This window comes from Shewanella sp. Shew256 (assembly GCF_002196695.1).
GTDB classification, from domain to species: Bacteria; Pseudomonadota; Gammaproteobacteria; order Enterobacterales; family Shewanellaceae; genus Shewanella; species Shewanella mangrovisoli.
Genome location: NZ_NAJR01000016.1, coordinates 12,762 through 30,054, shown reverse-complemented (window position 1 = coordinate 30,054; position 17,293 = coordinate 12,762). Strand labels below are relative to the sequence as shown.

The 17,293-nt window shown below is 42.0% G+C and carries 16 protein-coding genes; 6 read left to right on the top strand and 10 right to left on the bottom strand.

The genetic code is table 11. The features are described 5' to 3' along the window. Positions 1-7: 7 nt before the first annotated feature. The gene (locus B5P39_RS20825) at positions 8-1,162 is read left to right on the top strand and encodes an RNA-guided endonuclease InsQ/TnpB family protein (RefSeq protein ID WP_217895753.1); all 1,155 of its coding nucleotides are present in this window, start codon (positions 8-10) and stop codon (positions 1,160-1,162) included. A gap of 866 nt (positions 1,163-2,028) precedes the next feature. Here B5P39_RS20825 and B5P39_RS20820 read toward each other — a convergent pair. From B5P39_RS20820 to B5P39_RS20795, 6 genes are all read right to left on the bottom strand, one after another. After that, complete coding sequence (locus B5P39_RS20820; protein ID WP_011711570.1) at positions 2,029-2,280, bottom strand: hypothetical protein; 252 nt, start codon at positions 2,278-2,280, stop codon at positions 2,029-2,031. A gap of 78 nt (positions 2,281-2,358) precedes the next feature. Next, positions 2,359-2,763: a hypothetical protein gene (locus tag B5P39_RS20815; protein ID WP_254915832.1), complete on the bottom strand. Its 405-nt coding sequence runs from the start codon at positions 2,761-2,763 to the stop codon at positions 2,359-2,361. Between the two features lie 152 nt (positions 2,764-2,915). Beyond that, the gene (locus B5P39_RS20810) at positions 2,916-3,203 is read right to left on the bottom strand and encodes a hypothetical protein (protein ID WP_011711568.1); all 288 of its coding nucleotides are present in this window, start codon (positions 3,201-3,203) and stop codon (positions 2,916-2,918) included. 203 nt (positions 3,204-3,406) lie between these two features. Further along, the gene (locus B5P39_RS20805) at positions 3,407-5,014 is read right to left on the bottom strand and encodes a hypothetical protein (RefSeq protein ID WP_011711567.1); all 1,608 of its coding nucleotides are present in this window, start codon (positions 5,012-5,014) and stop codon (positions 3,407-3,409) included. A gap of 128 nt (positions 5,015-5,142) precedes the next feature. Beyond that, complete coding sequence (locus B5P39_RS20800) at positions 5,143-5,670, bottom strand: single-stranded DNA-binding protein (protein ID WP_011711566.1); 528 nt, start codon at positions 5,668-5,670, stop codon at positions 5,143-5,145. A gap of 72 nt (positions 5,671-5,742) precedes the next feature. Continuing rightward, the gene (locus tag B5P39_RS20795) at positions 5,743-6,318 is read right to left on the bottom strand and encodes a hypothetical protein (RefSeq protein WP_011711565.1); all 576 of its coding nucleotides are present in this window, start codon (positions 6,316-6,318) and stop codon (positions 5,743-5,745) included. A 651-nt stretch (positions 6,319-6,969) separates the two neighbouring features. On the opposite strand from B5P39_RS20795, the gene B5P39_RS20790 reads away from it, so the two are divergent. The 3 genes from B5P39_RS20790 (at position 6,970) to B5P39_RS20780 (ending at position 11,688) form a co-directional block, all read left to right on the top strand. Continuing rightward, positions 6,970-8,133: a replication initiation protein gene (locus tag B5P39_RS20790; protein ID WP_011711564.1), complete on the top strand. Its 1,164-nt coding sequence runs from the start codon at positions 6,970-6,972 to the stop codon at positions 8,131-8,133. A 1,274-nt stretch (positions 8,134-9,407) separates the two neighbouring features. After that, positions 9,408-10,625, top strand: coding sequence for an AAA family ATPase (locus B5P39_RS20785; protein WP_011711563.1), 1,218 nt, complete (start codon positions 9,408-9,410; stop codon positions 10,623-10,625). After that, on the top strand, positions 10,615-11,688 hold the full coding sequence (locus B5P39_RS20780) for a hypothetical protein (RefSeq protein WP_037426883.1): 1,074 nt from the start codon (positions 10,615-10,617) through the stop codon (positions 11,686-11,688). The genes B5P39_RS20785 and B5P39_RS20780 overlap by 11 nt, the downstream gene beginning before the upstream one ends. A 623-nt stretch (positions 11,689-12,311) precedes the next feature. Here the strand turns inward: B5P39_RS20780 and B5P39_RS25195 are convergent. The 4 genes from B5P39_RS25195 to B5P39_RS20760 all read right to left on the bottom strand — a co-directional run bounded on the left by B5P39_RS25195 (position 12,312) and on the right by B5P39_RS20760 (position 15,452). Then, a complete protein-coding gene (locus tag B5P39_RS25195; protein WP_425061542.1) occupies positions 12,312-12,461 on the bottom strand; it encodes a zinc ribbon domain-containing protein in 150 nt (49 codons plus the stop codon). Between the two features lie 180 nt (positions 12,462-12,641). Further along, positions 12,642-13,568: an Abi family protein gene (locus tag B5P39_RS20770; RefSeq protein WP_037426882.1), complete on the bottom strand. Its 927-nt coding sequence runs from the start codon at positions 13,566-13,568 to the stop codon at positions 12,642-12,644. A gap of 259 nt (positions 13,569-13,827) precedes the next feature. Next, positions 13,828-14,175, bottom strand: a complete 348-nt coding sequence (locus B5P39_RS20765) for a hypothetical protein (RefSeq protein WP_037426880.1) — start codon at positions 14,173-14,175, stop codon at positions 13,828-13,830. Between the two features lie 14 nt (positions 14,176-14,189). Next, entirely contained in the window at positions 14,190-15,452 is a 1,263-nt protein-coding gene (locus B5P39_RS20760; protein WP_088212824.1) for a PD-(D/E)XK nuclease-like domain-containing protein, read from the bottom strand. A gap of 278 nt (positions 15,453-15,730) precedes the next feature. Here B5P39_RS20760 and B5P39_RS20755 point away from each other — a divergent pair, with 278 nt between their 5' ends. Beyond that, a complete protein-coding gene (locus tag B5P39_RS20755) occupies positions 15,731-16,558 on the top strand; it encodes a hypothetical protein (protein ID WP_037426876.1) in 828 nt (275 codons plus the stop codon). 68 nt (positions 16,559-16,626) lie between these two features. Then, positions 16,627-17,286 (top strand): TraV family lipoprotein, encoded by a 660-nt coding sequence (locus tag B5P39_RS20750; RefSeq protein ID WP_254915831.1) that lies wholly within the window; start codon positions 16,627-16,629, stop codon positions 17,284-17,286. Positions 17,287-17,293 lie beyond the last annotated feature (7 nt).

Sequence of the window (17,293 nt, the reverse complement as noted above, 5' to 3'; positions counted from 1 at the left end):
TATATAGATGAGCACTGAAATGTTAAGAGCAACGAAAGTACGCATTTATCCAACGCCAGAACAAGCTGAGTTTTTAATTGCTCAGTTTGGGGCTGTGCGCTTTGCGTATAACAAAGCTCTACATTTAAAGTCTTACATGTACCGCAAACATGGTGTCACATTGAGTCCAAAAAAGGATATAAAGCCACTGCTTTCGGTTGCAAAGAAATCACGAAAATATCATTGGTTGAAGCAATATGATTCAATTGCTTTGCAGCAATCGGTGATTAATCTTCACCAAGCCTTTGATAACTTCTTTAATCCAAAGTTGAAAGCCAAATATCCACAATTCAAACGCAGACATGGAAAACAATCGAGTTACCATTGTGTAGGCGTAAAGGTACTCGATGGCGCAATCAAACTACCGAAAATGAAGCCAGTAGAGGCGAATATTCACCGTGAGATTGTGGGTACAGTTAAAAGCATCACCGTGAGCATGAGTAAAACAGGTAAGTTCTACGCATCAATCCTTGCGGATGATGCTGTGGACGCTCCTAGCCCAATTCATACTGTGAACAAAGTGACAGGTATTGATCTGGGTCTTTCTCATTTTGCCATTGAGTCAAACGGCAGAAAGACAGCCAACCCAAGATTTGTAAAACGTGCTGAGAAGAATCTCAGACGTAAGCAGCGTCAGCTATCCAGAAAAGCAAAAGGCAGTGCCAATCGTGCGAAAGCTCGACTGCGAGTTGCTAAATGCCATGAAAAAGTAGCTAATGCTCGTGCCGATTTTCAACACAAACTCTCTCGAACTCTCGTTGACGAAAACCAAGCAGTGATAGTTGAGACATTGAAATCGGCAAACATGATGAAAAACCGCAAACTGGCGAAACATATAGCGGATGCCTCATGGCATAGCTTTGTCGTTAAGTTGGAATACAAACTGAAAGAGCAAGGCAAGCATCTAATAAAGCTCGATCAGTGGTACGCCAGCTCTAAGACTTGCCATTGTTGCGGTCATAAAATGGATGATATGCCCTTATCGGTTCGTCAGTGGAACTGCCCATCTTGCGGCACTACAGATATTGATCGCGACTTAAACGCCGCCCTAAATATCCGAGATAAAGGCATTCTGGAATTAAAGGCGGCTGGACGGTCGTCTCTGCTTATGGAAGCTGCGTAAGTCTCGATACTATCGAGCAACGGCTAACGAAATAAGAAGCATCGTCCGATAGGGCGGTGAGAAGTCACATCTTCCATTCAAATTCCTACAAATTTGCACCAAGCTAAATCACACCTAACAACCTGAATGTAAAGGGTTAACTTTAATATTTTTAGCGTGATTCCACCGAATCAAAGATTGAATTTAGCCCTCCCCTACTTAAACTAATCGCCGCGTCCCCACTCAAAACACGTTAACGCCTTACTGAGTTGTCAGCCTAGGGAAATCATGTCCCGGAGCAGGAGATGTCCCGGACTAAAATACTCGTATCAATGTCAGTGCTTAACACACATCTCAACATCGCTTCATGTCTATCCGGGCATTGGCCAAAATCACAATTCCCATGTAATCGCCTAACAGAGTTGTCAGCCTGGGGTAAAGCGCGTCCCGGAGCTGTCGTACTTGAGCCATCAGAACAACATCAATCCCCGTTTGAGAGATTCCCTAGAAATTTGTGTCGTTTGGAATCTGTGAGAGAAGCTGCTAGAAACTCAAAGCAGGAGCGTACAAGATGACGATGAATATCCTAGGGCCAGTAACAAAGAGCGAAGGTGACAGCACTCAATGCCTTAATCAATCCGGCAAGTGGGACTGTAGTTCTCTCTTCAATTGCAGTGATTGCGGAGTGAGCGAAGGTGGCGCAGGATGCGGTTGCCGATACTGTTTTAGCTGTAATGCTTGTGAGCATTGTCGACAAGAAGAATAAGCCGCTATTACACTGCTGGATTATTCAGAATAAGGGCGCGATTAAGCGCCTTTTATCATGCTTAATGGCAATAAAAAAACCGCACTAAGCGGGTATTAATTAGAAGGGATGCTCAAAGGCATTAGAGGTTTTCACGCGCCCAATCGAAGGCTTGGCGATGATTGTCTAACGTGACTAGGCTGTCAGCCAGCTCAGTAAAGCCTGCCGCTCGAAGTGCTTCACATTGTTCAAGGTATTTCCCCATTTCGCTTGCGCCATCAATAAACGCATCCTCTATCCTTTCGTAGTCTGAAGAAGAGCAGTTAGCAACATCTGACTCACCAGTGATTTCTTTAACAAACGCTTCTCTTGGGTCTACTGATTGAGTTTCCATCTATTTTTCCTCATTGGGTTAGTTACTGTGAATAGGCTACCAGTGATTGAATTTCTGGCAAATTTCAGATCTGGTGGATTAGACTTTTGGAAAAATATAAGCGCGTTCTATCTCGAAGCAGTATAGCGGTACTTTGTTAGCCCCGTACTCAGAATTAAAATTGGCCGTAGTTTCAAAATACCTGACGCGTGATGTCCCTATCTGTGTATAAAAGTAATCGGCAGTTTGAGAGCGGTCATCGTTGTACCCGCTCTGCAAACTAAACTCACGATGAACACCACCAAAAGCCTTCACGAAGGGATAGAACAATCTTGAGCGACTGCCATCATCAAAATCAGACTGATAGCCGAGCTGTTTACCAACGGGTTTAGTCTCAGAGCAATCCAATTGGGTAAAAGATTTTTTCAGATCTATTCCACCGTCTGCGGCATAGGCACTGAGTGAACTCGCAAGAGCTACTGCACACAAAAATCTCACTTTCATTATAGGCTTCCTTTTATCCACAGATTTTGTGAATAACGCTTGGATATGCTTAATACAACATTTGCTTTCCTCTGTTTCATCAGCAATTTAACACAAAATCCCCCGATAGAACCAAATCTATCAGGGGGCTAAATTACATCTTAGGCAGCTGCTTAGGTGCCTTGATGAAACAGAATATAGGCTGCGCCATTATCAATGGCCTCTCGGACCGCCCCCCTGATTTCTTGCGGCACATCTTCGATTGATACATCACAATCTTCATCGGTAATGCAGCAGGTATTCACAACAAACTCCCAAATGCCGCAGTTATCCGCGTCATGGTTCTTGCGATGCGTATACGTCGCGTTGTCTTCAATCCATGCCCAGACAGGCGTTTGATCTGGCGTATCGTATTCAACGTATTCAGCCACATTGATGTCAGCAATATTCAGTATATCCACTACCCTTCCCTCTCAGAATTATTGAGCCATTTGACTCATGCTCATTAACTCATATCGGGAAATTCACGCAAAAATTTGGGGTTCCCAGGCTCGATACTGCTTACTCTGTTAACCTATCACTTAAATATTTCTGGTCATCAAATATGACTGTAAATTACGCACAAAAAAACCGCTCCAATGGGAGCTGTCTTTGAAGCGCTGGGTTATTTTCGTAATCGTCTAGCTAAGGCGAGGAAAACGAGACTGATATACCCTAATGACCCGCCACCACTAGATGATTCCGGCTCTGGTGTTGTTGGGGTGGTTGGAGTAGTCGAGGTAGTCGGCGGAGTCACCACAGGTAGTACATCGTCATTGTTGATAGTGATCGCCATCGTACTGCCCGTCACCTTCAATAGTCTTGGGGTAACAAGTTCCGCCACTAAACTACTGTTTTCAGCGGTTGAGGCATTGTCTATGATGCTTACTACAACAGATTTAGTGCTTTCACCGGCGGCAAACTTCACATCAATAAAATCTGAATCCAGCAGTGTTACCGCGTTATCAATGAACACTTTCACCGACGCTGACTTTGATAAATCGCCGTTACGAGACACAACAAAACTCAGGCTTTCATCGCCACAAACACTACCATTTACAATCACTTCAGGGGATGAATAATACAGTTTGGTGTCCGGAGATGATTGCCAAGTCATTACCGTATAACCGCCATCACAAGGGGAATCAGTAGCACGTTTAAATTTAGCGATATTATCGGTATTGCGGTGCGCTAGGTCATGATCGGCCAAGTACACATGCCCTATTTCATGCACAACGGTGTTCGGGCAGGTATTTACACCATGGGACGTAAGCTGTGCAGCGTTAAATCCAGCTGAGCCACAGAGTGTTTTTTCGAAATCACTGTATTCAGGCTCGGCTAAACGACCATAAATTTCAATGTCTGGGCTGTAATCTAACAGCATCTTGGTATCTTCTGGCAGAGTCTCAATACCCATTCGCCCACTTAAATAAAATGGTAAATAGTTCCACGACAGATTTAACATCCCTTCAGCGCCATAATAATACTTAGTCCACTTTTCACCTTGGTAGGTGTAGCTAGATGAACGATTGTTATAGGCATCGAAGCTGTTTGGCACTTCATCCAAACCCACAGCGAGTAATTCTTGGTATTTTTCTTCCCCGCCATATAAAGCCACTTCGAAATCTCGATAGCCAGCAAACGTCGGCTCTTCAAATGCTACCAGTTTGAGCTGTGCAGGAGTATTTTGAGCTAACACCCTATTTGTTGTAGCTATTTCTTCTCTGATTGCTTTAAATGCCTGCCCCTTCGATGGCATTTGCTCCATCCAACGAGGGTGATAAAAGAAAATCACATCTGCTACGGTCTTGGAGAGATCAACAGGTACAGTGGTGCAATCCTGAACCAGTGTTTGAGAGTATTTACCACGAGGATATGGCTTGCAGTTAATCTCTGCGTTCTCAGCATCAGCGTTTATATTGATGTTAGCCGCTGACAACGCTACCGCCTTTGCAATAATCGAAGGAGAACCCCCTGCTTGCTTGAGCTTTGTCTCTATAGACCTATCCAATGGAATAGAGTCAGCGGGTCTGTCCAACAACATCGGTAACTCACTTGCGTGGATTGGGCCAGCAAGAGAGACTGTGATGGCCAATGATAACATCTTGTATTTCAGAGAAACATCCTTATATAGCACTATAGAATAATTTAAGATTAATGTTTGCGGATAACATCGATTTCTTTCAAGCAAGCATAAATTCGCTTTCCTTTCTCCCGAAGCCATTAAACCCATATTCGAAAACCTTTTGGCTCCGACTTATTGGGATCGGCCAGTTAAAGGCACGGCGCCGCAGGCTTTATGAGCCCCTGTGGACAGAACAAAAGCCGCCCGAAGGCGGCTAGTTCAACAAACCCTAAAGGTTAACGGTGGTAGTTATAAGCCTGTTGCTGAGTATTTTGTTGGTGACCGCCCTGTGGTTGCGCCTGATAACCGCCTTGCTGCGGTGCATTTTGCTGGTATCCATGCAGCAGCGGTGCGTTTTGCTGGTAACCTTGCTGCTGTGGTGCGTTTTGCTGATAACCAGAGCTTTGGCCTGCATTATCCTTTGGTGAACCACCTAAAAGCTGTACTTGACCATCAAAGTCCACGACAACTTCTGTTGTGTAGCGTTCTTGGCCATTGGCATCTTTATATTTGCGAGTCTTTTGCTTGCCTTCGATGTAGACCTGACGGCCTTTTCCACCGTATTGATTGATAATCTCAGCCAGCTTGCCCCAAACAACAATCTTGTGCCAATCGGTCACCTCTTGCTGAACACCCTGTTGGTCTTTCCAAGTGTCACTCGTGGCCACACTGAAATTTGCTACGCTTGTACCGCTAGGAAGTGTCTTAAAATCAATTTCCTGACCGATATTGCCAACAATGATAACTTTATTAACTGAACCCATTTTGCTCTCTCCAAAGAAGTAATTAACGAGCACATTAAAACACAAACTCATAATCACACAAATTTTGTATATTTAAATATTTATTGCCACCAGTTCCACACAAAACGGTGATACCGCCCTACCTACTCGCTTAGAAATCGCTTTCATTAGCAGAGTAATCTGCACGTATGCGGCAATTAGCTTGCTACGACTCGGATCTTCTAGTCGTATCCAGAGAGAATGAAATGGGTCGTTTACGATGTTGCTTTGACAACCGTTAGCCAGCTGTAACAGATAACCCTGTACATCCAGCCCCGAACCGGACTGCAATGATGAATACGATTTCACAGTTAATGGCTGACGATCACCGGCATGGATACACAAGCGGAAATCCTGATTGTCGTGAGTAAACCCTGCATCGGCACCATAAAAACTAATTGCTTTTCCAATGGGGTCGAGATTACCGCTCGATAACTCTGAATAGACAGCCTGAACAAACAACGTCTTTTGAGCGGGAGTAATATCCGGCGTTGGCTGCTCGCATACTCTGGCGCCGTGATTAATTAACGTGTCAAACAATGAAAGCAGACCTTGTAAGGCGTTAACTTCGTTATTGGGCCAAACGGAAGACAGTAAATCGGTTAACTGGCTAGAACTGGATACTTTCATGAATGCCTCGCAATCGGGGAAAGATGGCCCGATATTGGCCTCTGAATCAATTCACGCAAATTTGCGCTCCCCTCCCTGCCACGATTTACTTCAAAATTCCAATAAATAAACCGTGTGAGCCCGAGATTTTACTCGTCTACTCATAGATTTTTCTCGTCATCTTTAGAGTGTCATTCACAGTTGGGTTGTCAAAATCAATGCTGATACACAAATATTTATATCGAAATCTATGTAAACCATTAAAAACCCTTTTAAAACAATACCTAACGATTTTTTTTAGACTTCATTTTGCCTTTAAATAATCTGATTCAAAAATTTAACATATTTGTGCAAAAAAAATACAGATTTTTACTTGCAAGATCCCGTTGTTCACCGCCCACACTTAACTCTTATATAACAATAACTTACATTTACAGAGTTAATTTTGATCACAATTTAAGACGAGTAAACTATTTGGATTACACGAATAAAATATAGGTATATGACGAGTAAAATATTGTGTGAACACGAAAAAAATATGGAGATACACGAAGAAAAGATAGGGATTGAAATTTAATAGTTGGGTCAACACGAAAAAAATATGGAGGGAATACGAAAAAAATATGGAATGAGAAAATGGCGAACGCTATATTGATGCATAGGGAGGATGCCATGACAGATAAAGCAAACAACAAACAGGTACTACAGGGTTCAGATGGGGTAACTACAACATCGAAGAAAGTCAAAACTGACAAATTCGATGTACATCCAGAAGCGCAATTACCGCAGACGTATAAGAAAAACCACAACTTAATCTACAGTCGTATATCGATGACGACCCATGAGCAAAATCTACTTGCCCTATTTCTGATCCAGATGCAAAAGACAGAGTGGAAAGAAGAAACCCAGCTCGAAATTTCTATCCCCGCCTCTAGGTTGGCTGATTGGCTTGAAGTTGAATCCAAAAGCCTTGCGGCAACAATTAAACCTGTCGCTCTTAGGCTTCAGAAACGAACGGTTTTAGCAGAGCATCCGACGACTCATGAATTTGAATCATCCGTCCTTTTCCCGACAGTGAAATATGCACGTGGAAAGTTAACAATGGTACCAAATTATGACTTGAGAGACTTTTTTCACGACGCGTCAAAAGGATACGCTTCCGTTAACGTGGCTAGATTCCTACGACTGAGGGGAAAATACTCTAAACCAATGTATGACCTATTATCGAGGTTCAAAACCCCTGAGAAGCAGTTGTATAAGACAGACGTTATGACTCTCAAAGGTATTTTCGGGTTAGTTGACGACAAAGATAACTATCTGCCAGGCAAGAAAACCATGAAGGACACATCGGTATTCGTCAATCAGGCGCTGGTAAAGTCGATTGAAGAAATAGAGGAGGCTTGTAGTGACGAGGTAATGTTTTTCAACACAGATCCTTCTGGTAAAAAACGTCATGGCATCATTGAAAACAAAACAGGCAACAAAATTACCAGCATTGAGTTCGAGTACCTTTGGATAGATCAATTCATCAAATTGCATCCAATGGATCTTGAAGCAGCAGCGGAAGTCGCAATGAATGCAGAGAATCGTCTGCGTATGAAAAAAGAAACGCTTACTCAAGAAGAGACTGAGCAGCTGGCCGTAGCTTACTACGTTCTCTCATCACACTATGAGAAATACAGACCGCGCTGTAGAGAATTATTTTACGACATTTACAAACACTACCGAAAAATATCGATTGAGAAAGCAGAAAACGAATCTGAACAAACTGAACGACCAAAACTGAAGAGTTCTGCACTCGATAAGTTAGATTTCTTGTTAAACGTCAATACCTGATCCCCCTCCCCTCCATATCAAACCTTTGGTCTTTCTCAATAGTTTACTCAAATACGAGTAAACTATTGGGTTAGTGCACGAAAAAAATATTGAGTTGGTCACGAATAAAATATAGACATGGGTACGAGTAAACTACAGGTTTAGGAGCGAATGAACTACAGATAAAGGAACGAGTAAACTAATGGTTATAGATGCGAGTAAACTATCGACATGTGAACGAGTAAACTATTGATATAGAGGCGAGTGAACTACAGACATATAGACGAGTAAACTATTGATATAGAAGCGAGTGAACTACAGATACTTGAACGAGTAAACTATTGATATAGAAGCGAGTGAACTACAGATACTTGAACGAGTAAACTATTGATATAGAAGCGAGTGAACTACAGACATATAGACGAGTAAACTATTGGTATCGAAGCGAATGAACTACGGACATATAGACGAGTAAACTATTGATATAGTAGCGAGTGAACTACCGACATATGAACGAGTAAACTATTGGTCTATTTTTGGGTTATTTTAAAATTGGATGCGACAACGAACTGATTTTTCATAAATACGAGTAAAGTACAGTCTTTCACACGAATAAACTCTAGGGGTCACACGAATAAAACACATGAGAAAGTATAAAATTCAATCAATACAGGCGCATCTACTCTGTGTTTAGGGCAATAAACAACCAAAACTCTTTACTGTGGATAACTACACGAGTAATACTTATGGGTAACACGAGTAAAATCAGTGTATTAAACGAGTAAACTTTTGATCTGTCACGAGTTAGATCTTGGCATAAAGCGAGTGAGATCTGGGAACCTGACGAGTAAGATCTAGGTGTAAAGCGAAAAAACTATTTGAAAAACACGCATAACATATTGATTCAAAATAAAAAACTCTACCCTATAGATCTTTATATCTTTAATAGATCTTAATAAAAAGATCATATCTTTTTATATTCCCAAGCAGATAGATCTTGTTTTTGATCCTTTTAAGATCAAAAGAAGAAACAGGATTCTATTCGATTCTAGTTCAACTTCCCGAATGCTCCATAGCAAACAAGTAAACCTACAACCTACAGTCTTCACCTATAAAGCATCATTGCCCTTTCATGATATGAAGCTGAGTGTATATCTAATATCATCAGACACTAACATCCAGGTGAGGAAATTAGCACACCATTAAATAGGTGCGGATTTTAATGTACCAAATATTGAAATCCACACCTTTTAGCTGTAATCTTATACGCAATTGATAAATGGAGTTAAATTGCTATGAATGAACACTTCAAAGCTCGTATGAGAACGACTGCTGACAGGGCACGAAAAATGCTTAACACCATGTCTGACTCTATTACACAGCACAAAATCGAATTTGGTTTAGATACATTTCACCAGCGTTACTCAAAAGGCGCATTAGCTAACCTGAGAGGCCTCACTCGTAAGATCGTAGAAAAATCGATTAATGAGATGGAAGCTACTGGTTACCAGTTCGATAAGAAGCTAAACGGTAGCGTTGAAGTTTATGATCTAACGGTTGAGCAAGTAGTCGATATTTACAAGCATCGTGGACATAAAGCATTGCGTGAGAAATTTGAACGCGGCTATGTAGTATTCCTTTGTAACCTCAAAGGCGGTGTAAGTAAGACTGTATCAACCGTAAATATTGCCCAAGCGTTACGTTGCCATTCTGAAATGCTTCAGCATGATTTAAAAGTGTTAGTACTGGACATTGATCCTCAAAGCTCAGCCAGTATGTTCATGAGCCATAAAAACTCCATTGGTACAATTGATAACACTGTCGTTCAAGCCGTATTTCAAGACTTAACTCGTGAAGAGCTGTTAGACGAGTTTGTCATACCTACTCAAGTGCCTGGTGTTGACATCATACCGTCAAGCATTGCAGATGCTTTTATAGCATCTCAATGGGAAGCTCTATGCGCTCAGCGTTTTGGTTCGGAAATTAATCCGTTTGAGGCGTTATCTCGCAACGTCTGTGAAAAGCTAATCAACGATTACGACTTTATCTTTATCGACTGCGGCCCACACTTAGACTCACTTTTAAAAAGTGCATTGTGTGCAGCTGACGTTTTAGTGACTCCACTTCCGCCCTCAACCGTTGATTTACATTCAACATTGCAATACGTGACTCGTATTCCAGAAATGCTGGATCATTTAGAAGCAGAAGGCGCAACAACGAATTTGAAAGGCCATTTGGCTTTTATGTCTAAGTATTCGCAGAGCGAGCAAGATATTAATAGCTCAATGATTGCCAACGCTGTATTTGCTGAAGACATGATGATGGCTAGTATTCCTGAATTATCTGCCTTTAAGCGCTGTGCAGAAACATTTGATACCGTTGTGTCAGTACATCCTGGAAGCTACACAGGGGACTCAAAAGCTCTTAAAAAAGCAAGAGAGTCGCTAGACCAATTTACTTTGGCGCTATTCCAACACATTTCAAGAATTAGAGGTTCAGAATATGGTATCTAATGCTAAAGAAGCGCGTAAGCGCGTTCCATTTGGCAGAGCCTTAGTTGACTCTGCTGGTTTAAATAGTCAATTACATCCAGAAACTACTGAGTCTGCATTTGTTGCTAATACTGATGTACTGAACGACTCTGCTACTTCAATTAAAATTAAATTGTCCAGTGGGCGTACTCTTACATTCACTCGTAAGCACTTAACGGCGGAAGAACTCAAAACAAAGTCTTTCGTACACCCATTTAACCCGCGTCCAGCCGGTGATGTAAAACCAAATTCATTACTGCGGATCCGTAAAACTATTGCAAAGGTGCAATTTTCTGATGCGTTGGCCACACGGGATTCAACTGGTTATCACTTGTTTGATGGTCAGCGCCGACGTATGGCAGCAATCTTAGAGAATGCTGGATTAAATGTGCTGTATACCGATTTTGTACTAACAGAAGAAGAAGTTCACGAAATCGTTAAATACGTCCAAACCTCTGAAAAGTATAGTTATCGAGATGCGGGTTTTCAGATGAAAAAGGCACTCGCGAAAAACGAGCTCGAGATTGCCAACAACAAAACAGTTAAGTTATCTCTGAGAGAGCTAGCTGCTCAATTCGACGTATCTTATTCGTATGTAACGAGAGCACTTAAAGCCGCAGAAATTCCAGATGAAATTATTGAGTTGTTCCCCTGTCCTTCTGCTTTAAGTTCAACACAAATTATGGCTCTTTATGACATTACTCAAAAGCATCAACTTTCAGCTTTATTGAGCGAGCAGTTACTTGAGAAAATTGAAAAAATTTGCATCGATGCAAATGAAGGCGAAACATCGGTAGCGGGACTATTTGATGTCGATGGCCAGAAAAACAGTCAGATACTGAAGGTGTTCGAAGACTTTGATAAACAATCAAAACCCAAAAAGCTGGCAAATGATAAAATTGCCGAGGGTGACGACCGCAATCGTTGGGCTAAATTATCGACCCAAAATCGAAAGACCAAGGTCGAAGTAACAAGATTGTCGGAGCAAGAGATTGAGAAGCTAAAACAATTCTTAATTGATTTAGTAGAAGCAAAAAACCAGTAGTAAAAGAAACTGACAGGCCGACCGCCAAGCCTGACCTGTCATGCACTAACAAACATACTTATTCGGAGTATTTATGTCAGCAGAAGTGATGTTAACACTAGCCACGGCCTTAAACAACGCGATTACCAATAAACTACCATTCAGACTTCCTGCAATGAAGTTCTATGAACTGGAAGAACTAAATCGTTGTAGCGCGAAAATGAGACAAACAGCCAATTAAGAAAGTAAAGCCAGCAGAGATGCTGGTTTTTTTATGGAGTGATTCGGTGGAATCAAGCGTTAAATTCTGAGTTTTTTAGCATAAAAACAATAATTTAACGAGGTTATAGCTTGGTGCTGCTTTTAGATGGAACGAAAATATCTGCACCAAGCATTTTTAATGGTAAAATGTTGAAGATAAAGAAAATTTTCGATTATTAAGCCCGTGATTCCACCGAATCAAGCACAGATTAATACTGTCTAGCGCTTACATACTTTACAGGAACTTACTTCAAATGATTGCGCTGTAATGGGTGATGTACCCTATGTGGATTATTGAGATGAGAGTTTGTTATTCAATTCCGAAAATTATGGTGTGTTATTGTTGGTATCCTCTCCGCCTTTTAGGGCGGGCATTCCTACCGCTAGACGATTATACCCGACAGTAAGCATGTTCTTGGCTGTTTCGGACTACTTGCGGGGATTTCCCTACAGCACGAACAAGTTTGGGTTGTGTAACTTTCGTTGACCTCTTCAAAAACAACACCTGCGTGAGCGCATTTGTATTCCATCATTGTTTTCAACATCCACCTGCCTGCATCCAACGCTGATTTGGCCAGCTTGGTTTTGAACATCGAAAGGGAATTGACGTTACCAACGAAGATGACCGCATTGCTATCGACTAGCTTCCGATTTTATTTGTGTAATTCGTTCTTTCGACGTTTGCGGATTTTGGGGTGAATTGCTTTGACACCCTAGTTTGGGTGAATCAAAAAACTAATTTTTCCCATTTCATAGACTTGAATCTTCTCGACTGAGTTAGCATCATGTGCGCTTTGCACTAATCGGCAAAGTTTAGAAATAGACTTTACATTGTGTGTAGCAATATTGTGTTGGAATCGTCTCAATTCACCCAATGTACATGCACGGTAAGCTCTCTCGATAATTTTGTTCTTTTCCAGAAGACGCTTTTTTTCCGGGGATACTAATTCCAAAAGTTGCAAAATTTTGCTTATTTTATCGCGCAAATGTTCGATAGCATCAATTTCAGTCTCTACACCATATTTTTTCCACACGAGTTCGTGATGGGAAACCCTGTTTCGGAATTCTCTTACGGTTTTGACTAGATCTTTTGTATTGATTAGCAGCTCTTTGGTCTTAGTTGTGTTCCATTCTCCTTTGAAAACGGTACCCAGGTGAGTTGGCCAAATCAAACCTGGCCCCATGAACTCTTTACTAAGAATGTACTCCCATGTGGAAAATTCAGTTTTTGCTATTATCTCTTGATGCATCGGAGTTGGATTGGCAATGTTATAACGTTTCTTTTTGTCTTGTTGAACTTGCTTTGTAGCCTTAGAGAAGTTTTTTCTGATAGCTTCGACTTCAAATGGAGGATTCTTATCAGGCTGTTCTGGGGCGAAACTTTTAAAATGGAGTTTGTTCTTCTTCCACCAAAAGTAACCTAAATCCGAAGAAGTTAGTGCAGAGTCAATTGCGTTGCGTAGCGCCACTTCTGTGGCACTAAGCAAAGGGTATATAGCAGAACAAACGTGGGTGTTCCATAAGTAAGCCCCGAGCAATTCAATATCGCTTTGAGTTTTAAACGTGACCTTATAACTTCTTAGACGTTCTTCTGTAATAAAATCTTCTATAATTTCCTTATAGCTAATTGTATGTGGCATTTATCGTTGCTCTCGAACTTCGTTGTTGACGTCGGCGTCAGTATTAAATATAATTTTTGTCAGGTTGACGTCTGGCTCTAAGGATTATATCCAAGACCTTGCGTAAAGACCTAAAGAATTTGCCCCAGCCTTGAGCTGGGGTTTTCAATTTCAGGAAGCCTAAAAATCTTTTCAAGTCTACAATGTTGGATTTAATCTATATATCTGCACCAGCTGAAACTGTGAATAAGTTACTGATAATAAATTGTATTTTTCACTTTTAAACCTCTGATTCCACCGAATCAAGCCTGAGTTTTCTGCCCAGCCCAGGTATAGTGTTAAGCTCTGACGGATTTCGTTCCGCCCAGTCCCGCATTATTTCAATCAATGCTGGATTGTTTTGCTTAAACGCTGCTGCATAAGCCTCCCCTTTTAGCACAAACCCGTTTGCACCGGCATTTAGTATCGCCTTAGCAATCTCAGGCTGATTTGATGTAATTGCCGCACGCAGCAAAAGACCATCTTTGAAGTTCAATAGATTACCGGTGAGCCCTGCTGAGATGTACTTGGCCACCAAGTGAGGTTTTTTGTCGTAAATAGCCTTAAGTGCTTTGAGTTGCAGATTCATATTCCTTCACCACCCTATCGAGTTGCAGCCAGAGAAGATTTGCGTCTTGCCAATTTGATAACAGACTTACCTTGTTCGGTGTAGCCTCGGTACTCGTTTTTCTTAATGCTATTTTTCATATTATCAAGAATGATTGGCAGATCTTGCTCAGCGATAGCCCAATCATCATCGTGAAGCTCAAACACTTCACAAATTGCACAATCACCCGTTTCAACGGTAATGAGTGGGAATAGACGCTCTGCATACTCGGTTTCATTCAAATGTGGCTTAATCACTTTTAAGTAAAACACAGCTTGCAAATCGTAACGTAAGTCTGCGAACTGGTAGGCCGCTAACGCTGGGTTAGCACTGTGCGTGGTTTTCAAATCGCAAGGAACAATAAAATTTTTAACGGCTGTTAACCAATCCACTTTGCACTTAAGCATCAATCCGGTCTCAGGATCTCTTGTAAAGAATGCGACTTCCGCCATACCTTTTTTACGATTTAAAAATTTGTTCGCGTGAGCGTTGCGTTCAATGGCTTGATTGAGTCCTATAACGCTATCAAACATCTCCTTTGACACTGGCAGCTTAAGCGCCTTCATCGCGATATGTTGATTATCCTGAAGTAATTTAATGATTGCTGCACAGGTCACCGCTGACTGTAGTTCTGTATCACATAACGCAAAACACTCGTCACCAATGTTCGCTTTGATCCACTCCAATTGACGTGACTCAAACGGTTTTTGCGGAGCGTTGGCTTGCTCAAGGCGTTTGATTAATTCAGCAATGGTGCCGCTGGTTGTTAGTTTGTTGGCTGTGCAGGCATCTTTAAGCTCGGTTAATGACTTTGGATCATCTGGGAATTGCTCTGAGTCGAGCAGGGCAAATCTGCGAGCATTAAATACATCGGCTCCCTCTAGTGTTAATTCGTGGCTTAGAACACCGGACTCGCGGGATTTAGCGCTGAACTGTTTACCTTTACCGTTGATATACGCTTGTTCGTATTTCATTGGGCTATCTGCATAGCACTTAACCTGACTTGAGCTAATGGCATCTAATGAGTGATACACATCGTTTGGAATGTCTGAGTAAACACCTTCGATAAGTTCACCGGTGTCAGATAAGAATTGTGGTTTGCCGTCCACATAACTAGGCTTGACTAAATGCGTCAGGCTTGCAGGGATGATGCTTGAGGTTTGCTGGCAGGTGATGGTAACCATGCTCACGCTGGCAGGGTCAAAAAATGCGTTCATAGCAGAATTTAACGCATCTAAATCAAAATCAAATGAACTCATGATACTCACTCCAAAAATCTAACTCTTCAATTGAAACCATCATTACACGGCTTCCTATTGAGGCAAATTTCTAGAAATGGAGCAAAAAAATGCCCGCAAGAGCGGGCTATTGGAGTGAGCTTTTAGCTATTAGCTATAAGTTCTAGTTGTTTTAATAATGACTGCATCATACCAATCAAATTTTAATGCACAAGAAATTCACGAAAAATGACTTGAAAATTGACTTGTGGCGGCAAAACTGCTGAAATATGCAACACACTTTTTAAGTTGTAAGTGCTATGAGTATCAAAAGAAAGGTAACCAAAATTGCGTTAGCAGTATCGCTTGGTTTGTGTCATCCGCTGGCTATGGCCAACAGTGGCTTAGATGCTTTGTTAGAGGCAAACAAATCAGCTAAGCAGGCACAAACACAGCCAGAGAAAATGCCGGAAAGTGAGGGTAAGGAGCTTATCAAGAATGCTTTCTCGATGTTAAACGACATCGTATGGTCTCAAGCGCTTCCCGTGAAAGGTATGGTGATGATGGTGTCTCGAGATGGTACTCAAGTGCTCGCCTCCACGGATGGCAGGATTCTCGTTAAAGGCGGCGAGGTATTCGATGGCTGGAACAGTTCACCTATAGCAACTGAAGCCAACGCAAAGGCGGCATGGCTTGCCAAGATTGATAAGGTCTTAGGGGTTTCTGTTAAGGATATGGCTGCATATTACATTGGTGATTTAGCAAAAACAGAGCCCGATCTAGTTGTATTTGTGGACCCTTTATCGAAGTTAAACGCTGACCTATTCAATAAGCTCCTTTCGATTAAAGGTAAGCAAATCGCGTTACTGCTTACCCCATTAGTGAATGGTAAAGAGGCTGCGATTAGAGCGAGGGAGCTGTGGTGCGCCAAAGACCAAAGTGAATCCCTACGTTTGCTAGTTAACAGTGATTTCACCACAGCCCCGGAAACCCTCGAAAACTGCGACATTAAAAAGCTATCCACCACGATTGGGGTTACTCAATTTCTACAGATCCGTCGTTTACCCTATTTCGTTAACGGACACGGACTGCACAACGTCGGATTACCCGATTCATTAACTGATTTCATTTCCCAAACGGAGAAATAATGATTACTCGAGCATTAAAATTAGGCATGGTCGCTGTTAGTTTGGCAACTATTTTTGGATGTCAATCGATGTTCGAAACGGGTGAGGAGCCTACGGTTTGTGTAAACACTCAAAACAGCGGATTACCCTGTACCACCACTAGAGAAATTCTGAAACTGGCTGATACACCTGGCGGCATTGAGGCAGAAAAAGCGCGGCGAGCAGCTGAAAGCGATGAAGATTGCCCAGACTGTAAAGTACCTAAAAAGTCAGTGGCTAACTCCGGCGCCATGGCCGGCTATGGCTTGGACGCTAACGGCCAACCAATCACCCTGAATGAAGTCAGTAATGCTTACATGTTTACGGCTGATAACAACCGTGCATTACCCGCTCCAGAGCCTATCGCTGTTCGGCAGGCGCCCAAAATGCTTCGTGTTGCATTTGCTCCATGGCAAGACGACAAAGGCCGTTTACAGAATGTCGGTTATGTCTATACCGAAATTGAAACCCGTAAATACACCTATGGCCGTGAAGCATTCAACATGCCTGCTCAAATCACTCCGCTTTATATTCGTCAGCAATCCATTGAAGAAGAGCGAAGGGGTAACCCAAGCGAAATTAACGGAGTTGGCATTAAGACAGGTAAACCTGGGCGTAATAATTTCAATGCTGACCTAGAAGCGGCAAAGGCCACTTTGGATCAAGCGCCAAAAGTTGTTCAAGAAGCGTTACGCGCTAACGGCAATTAACACGGGT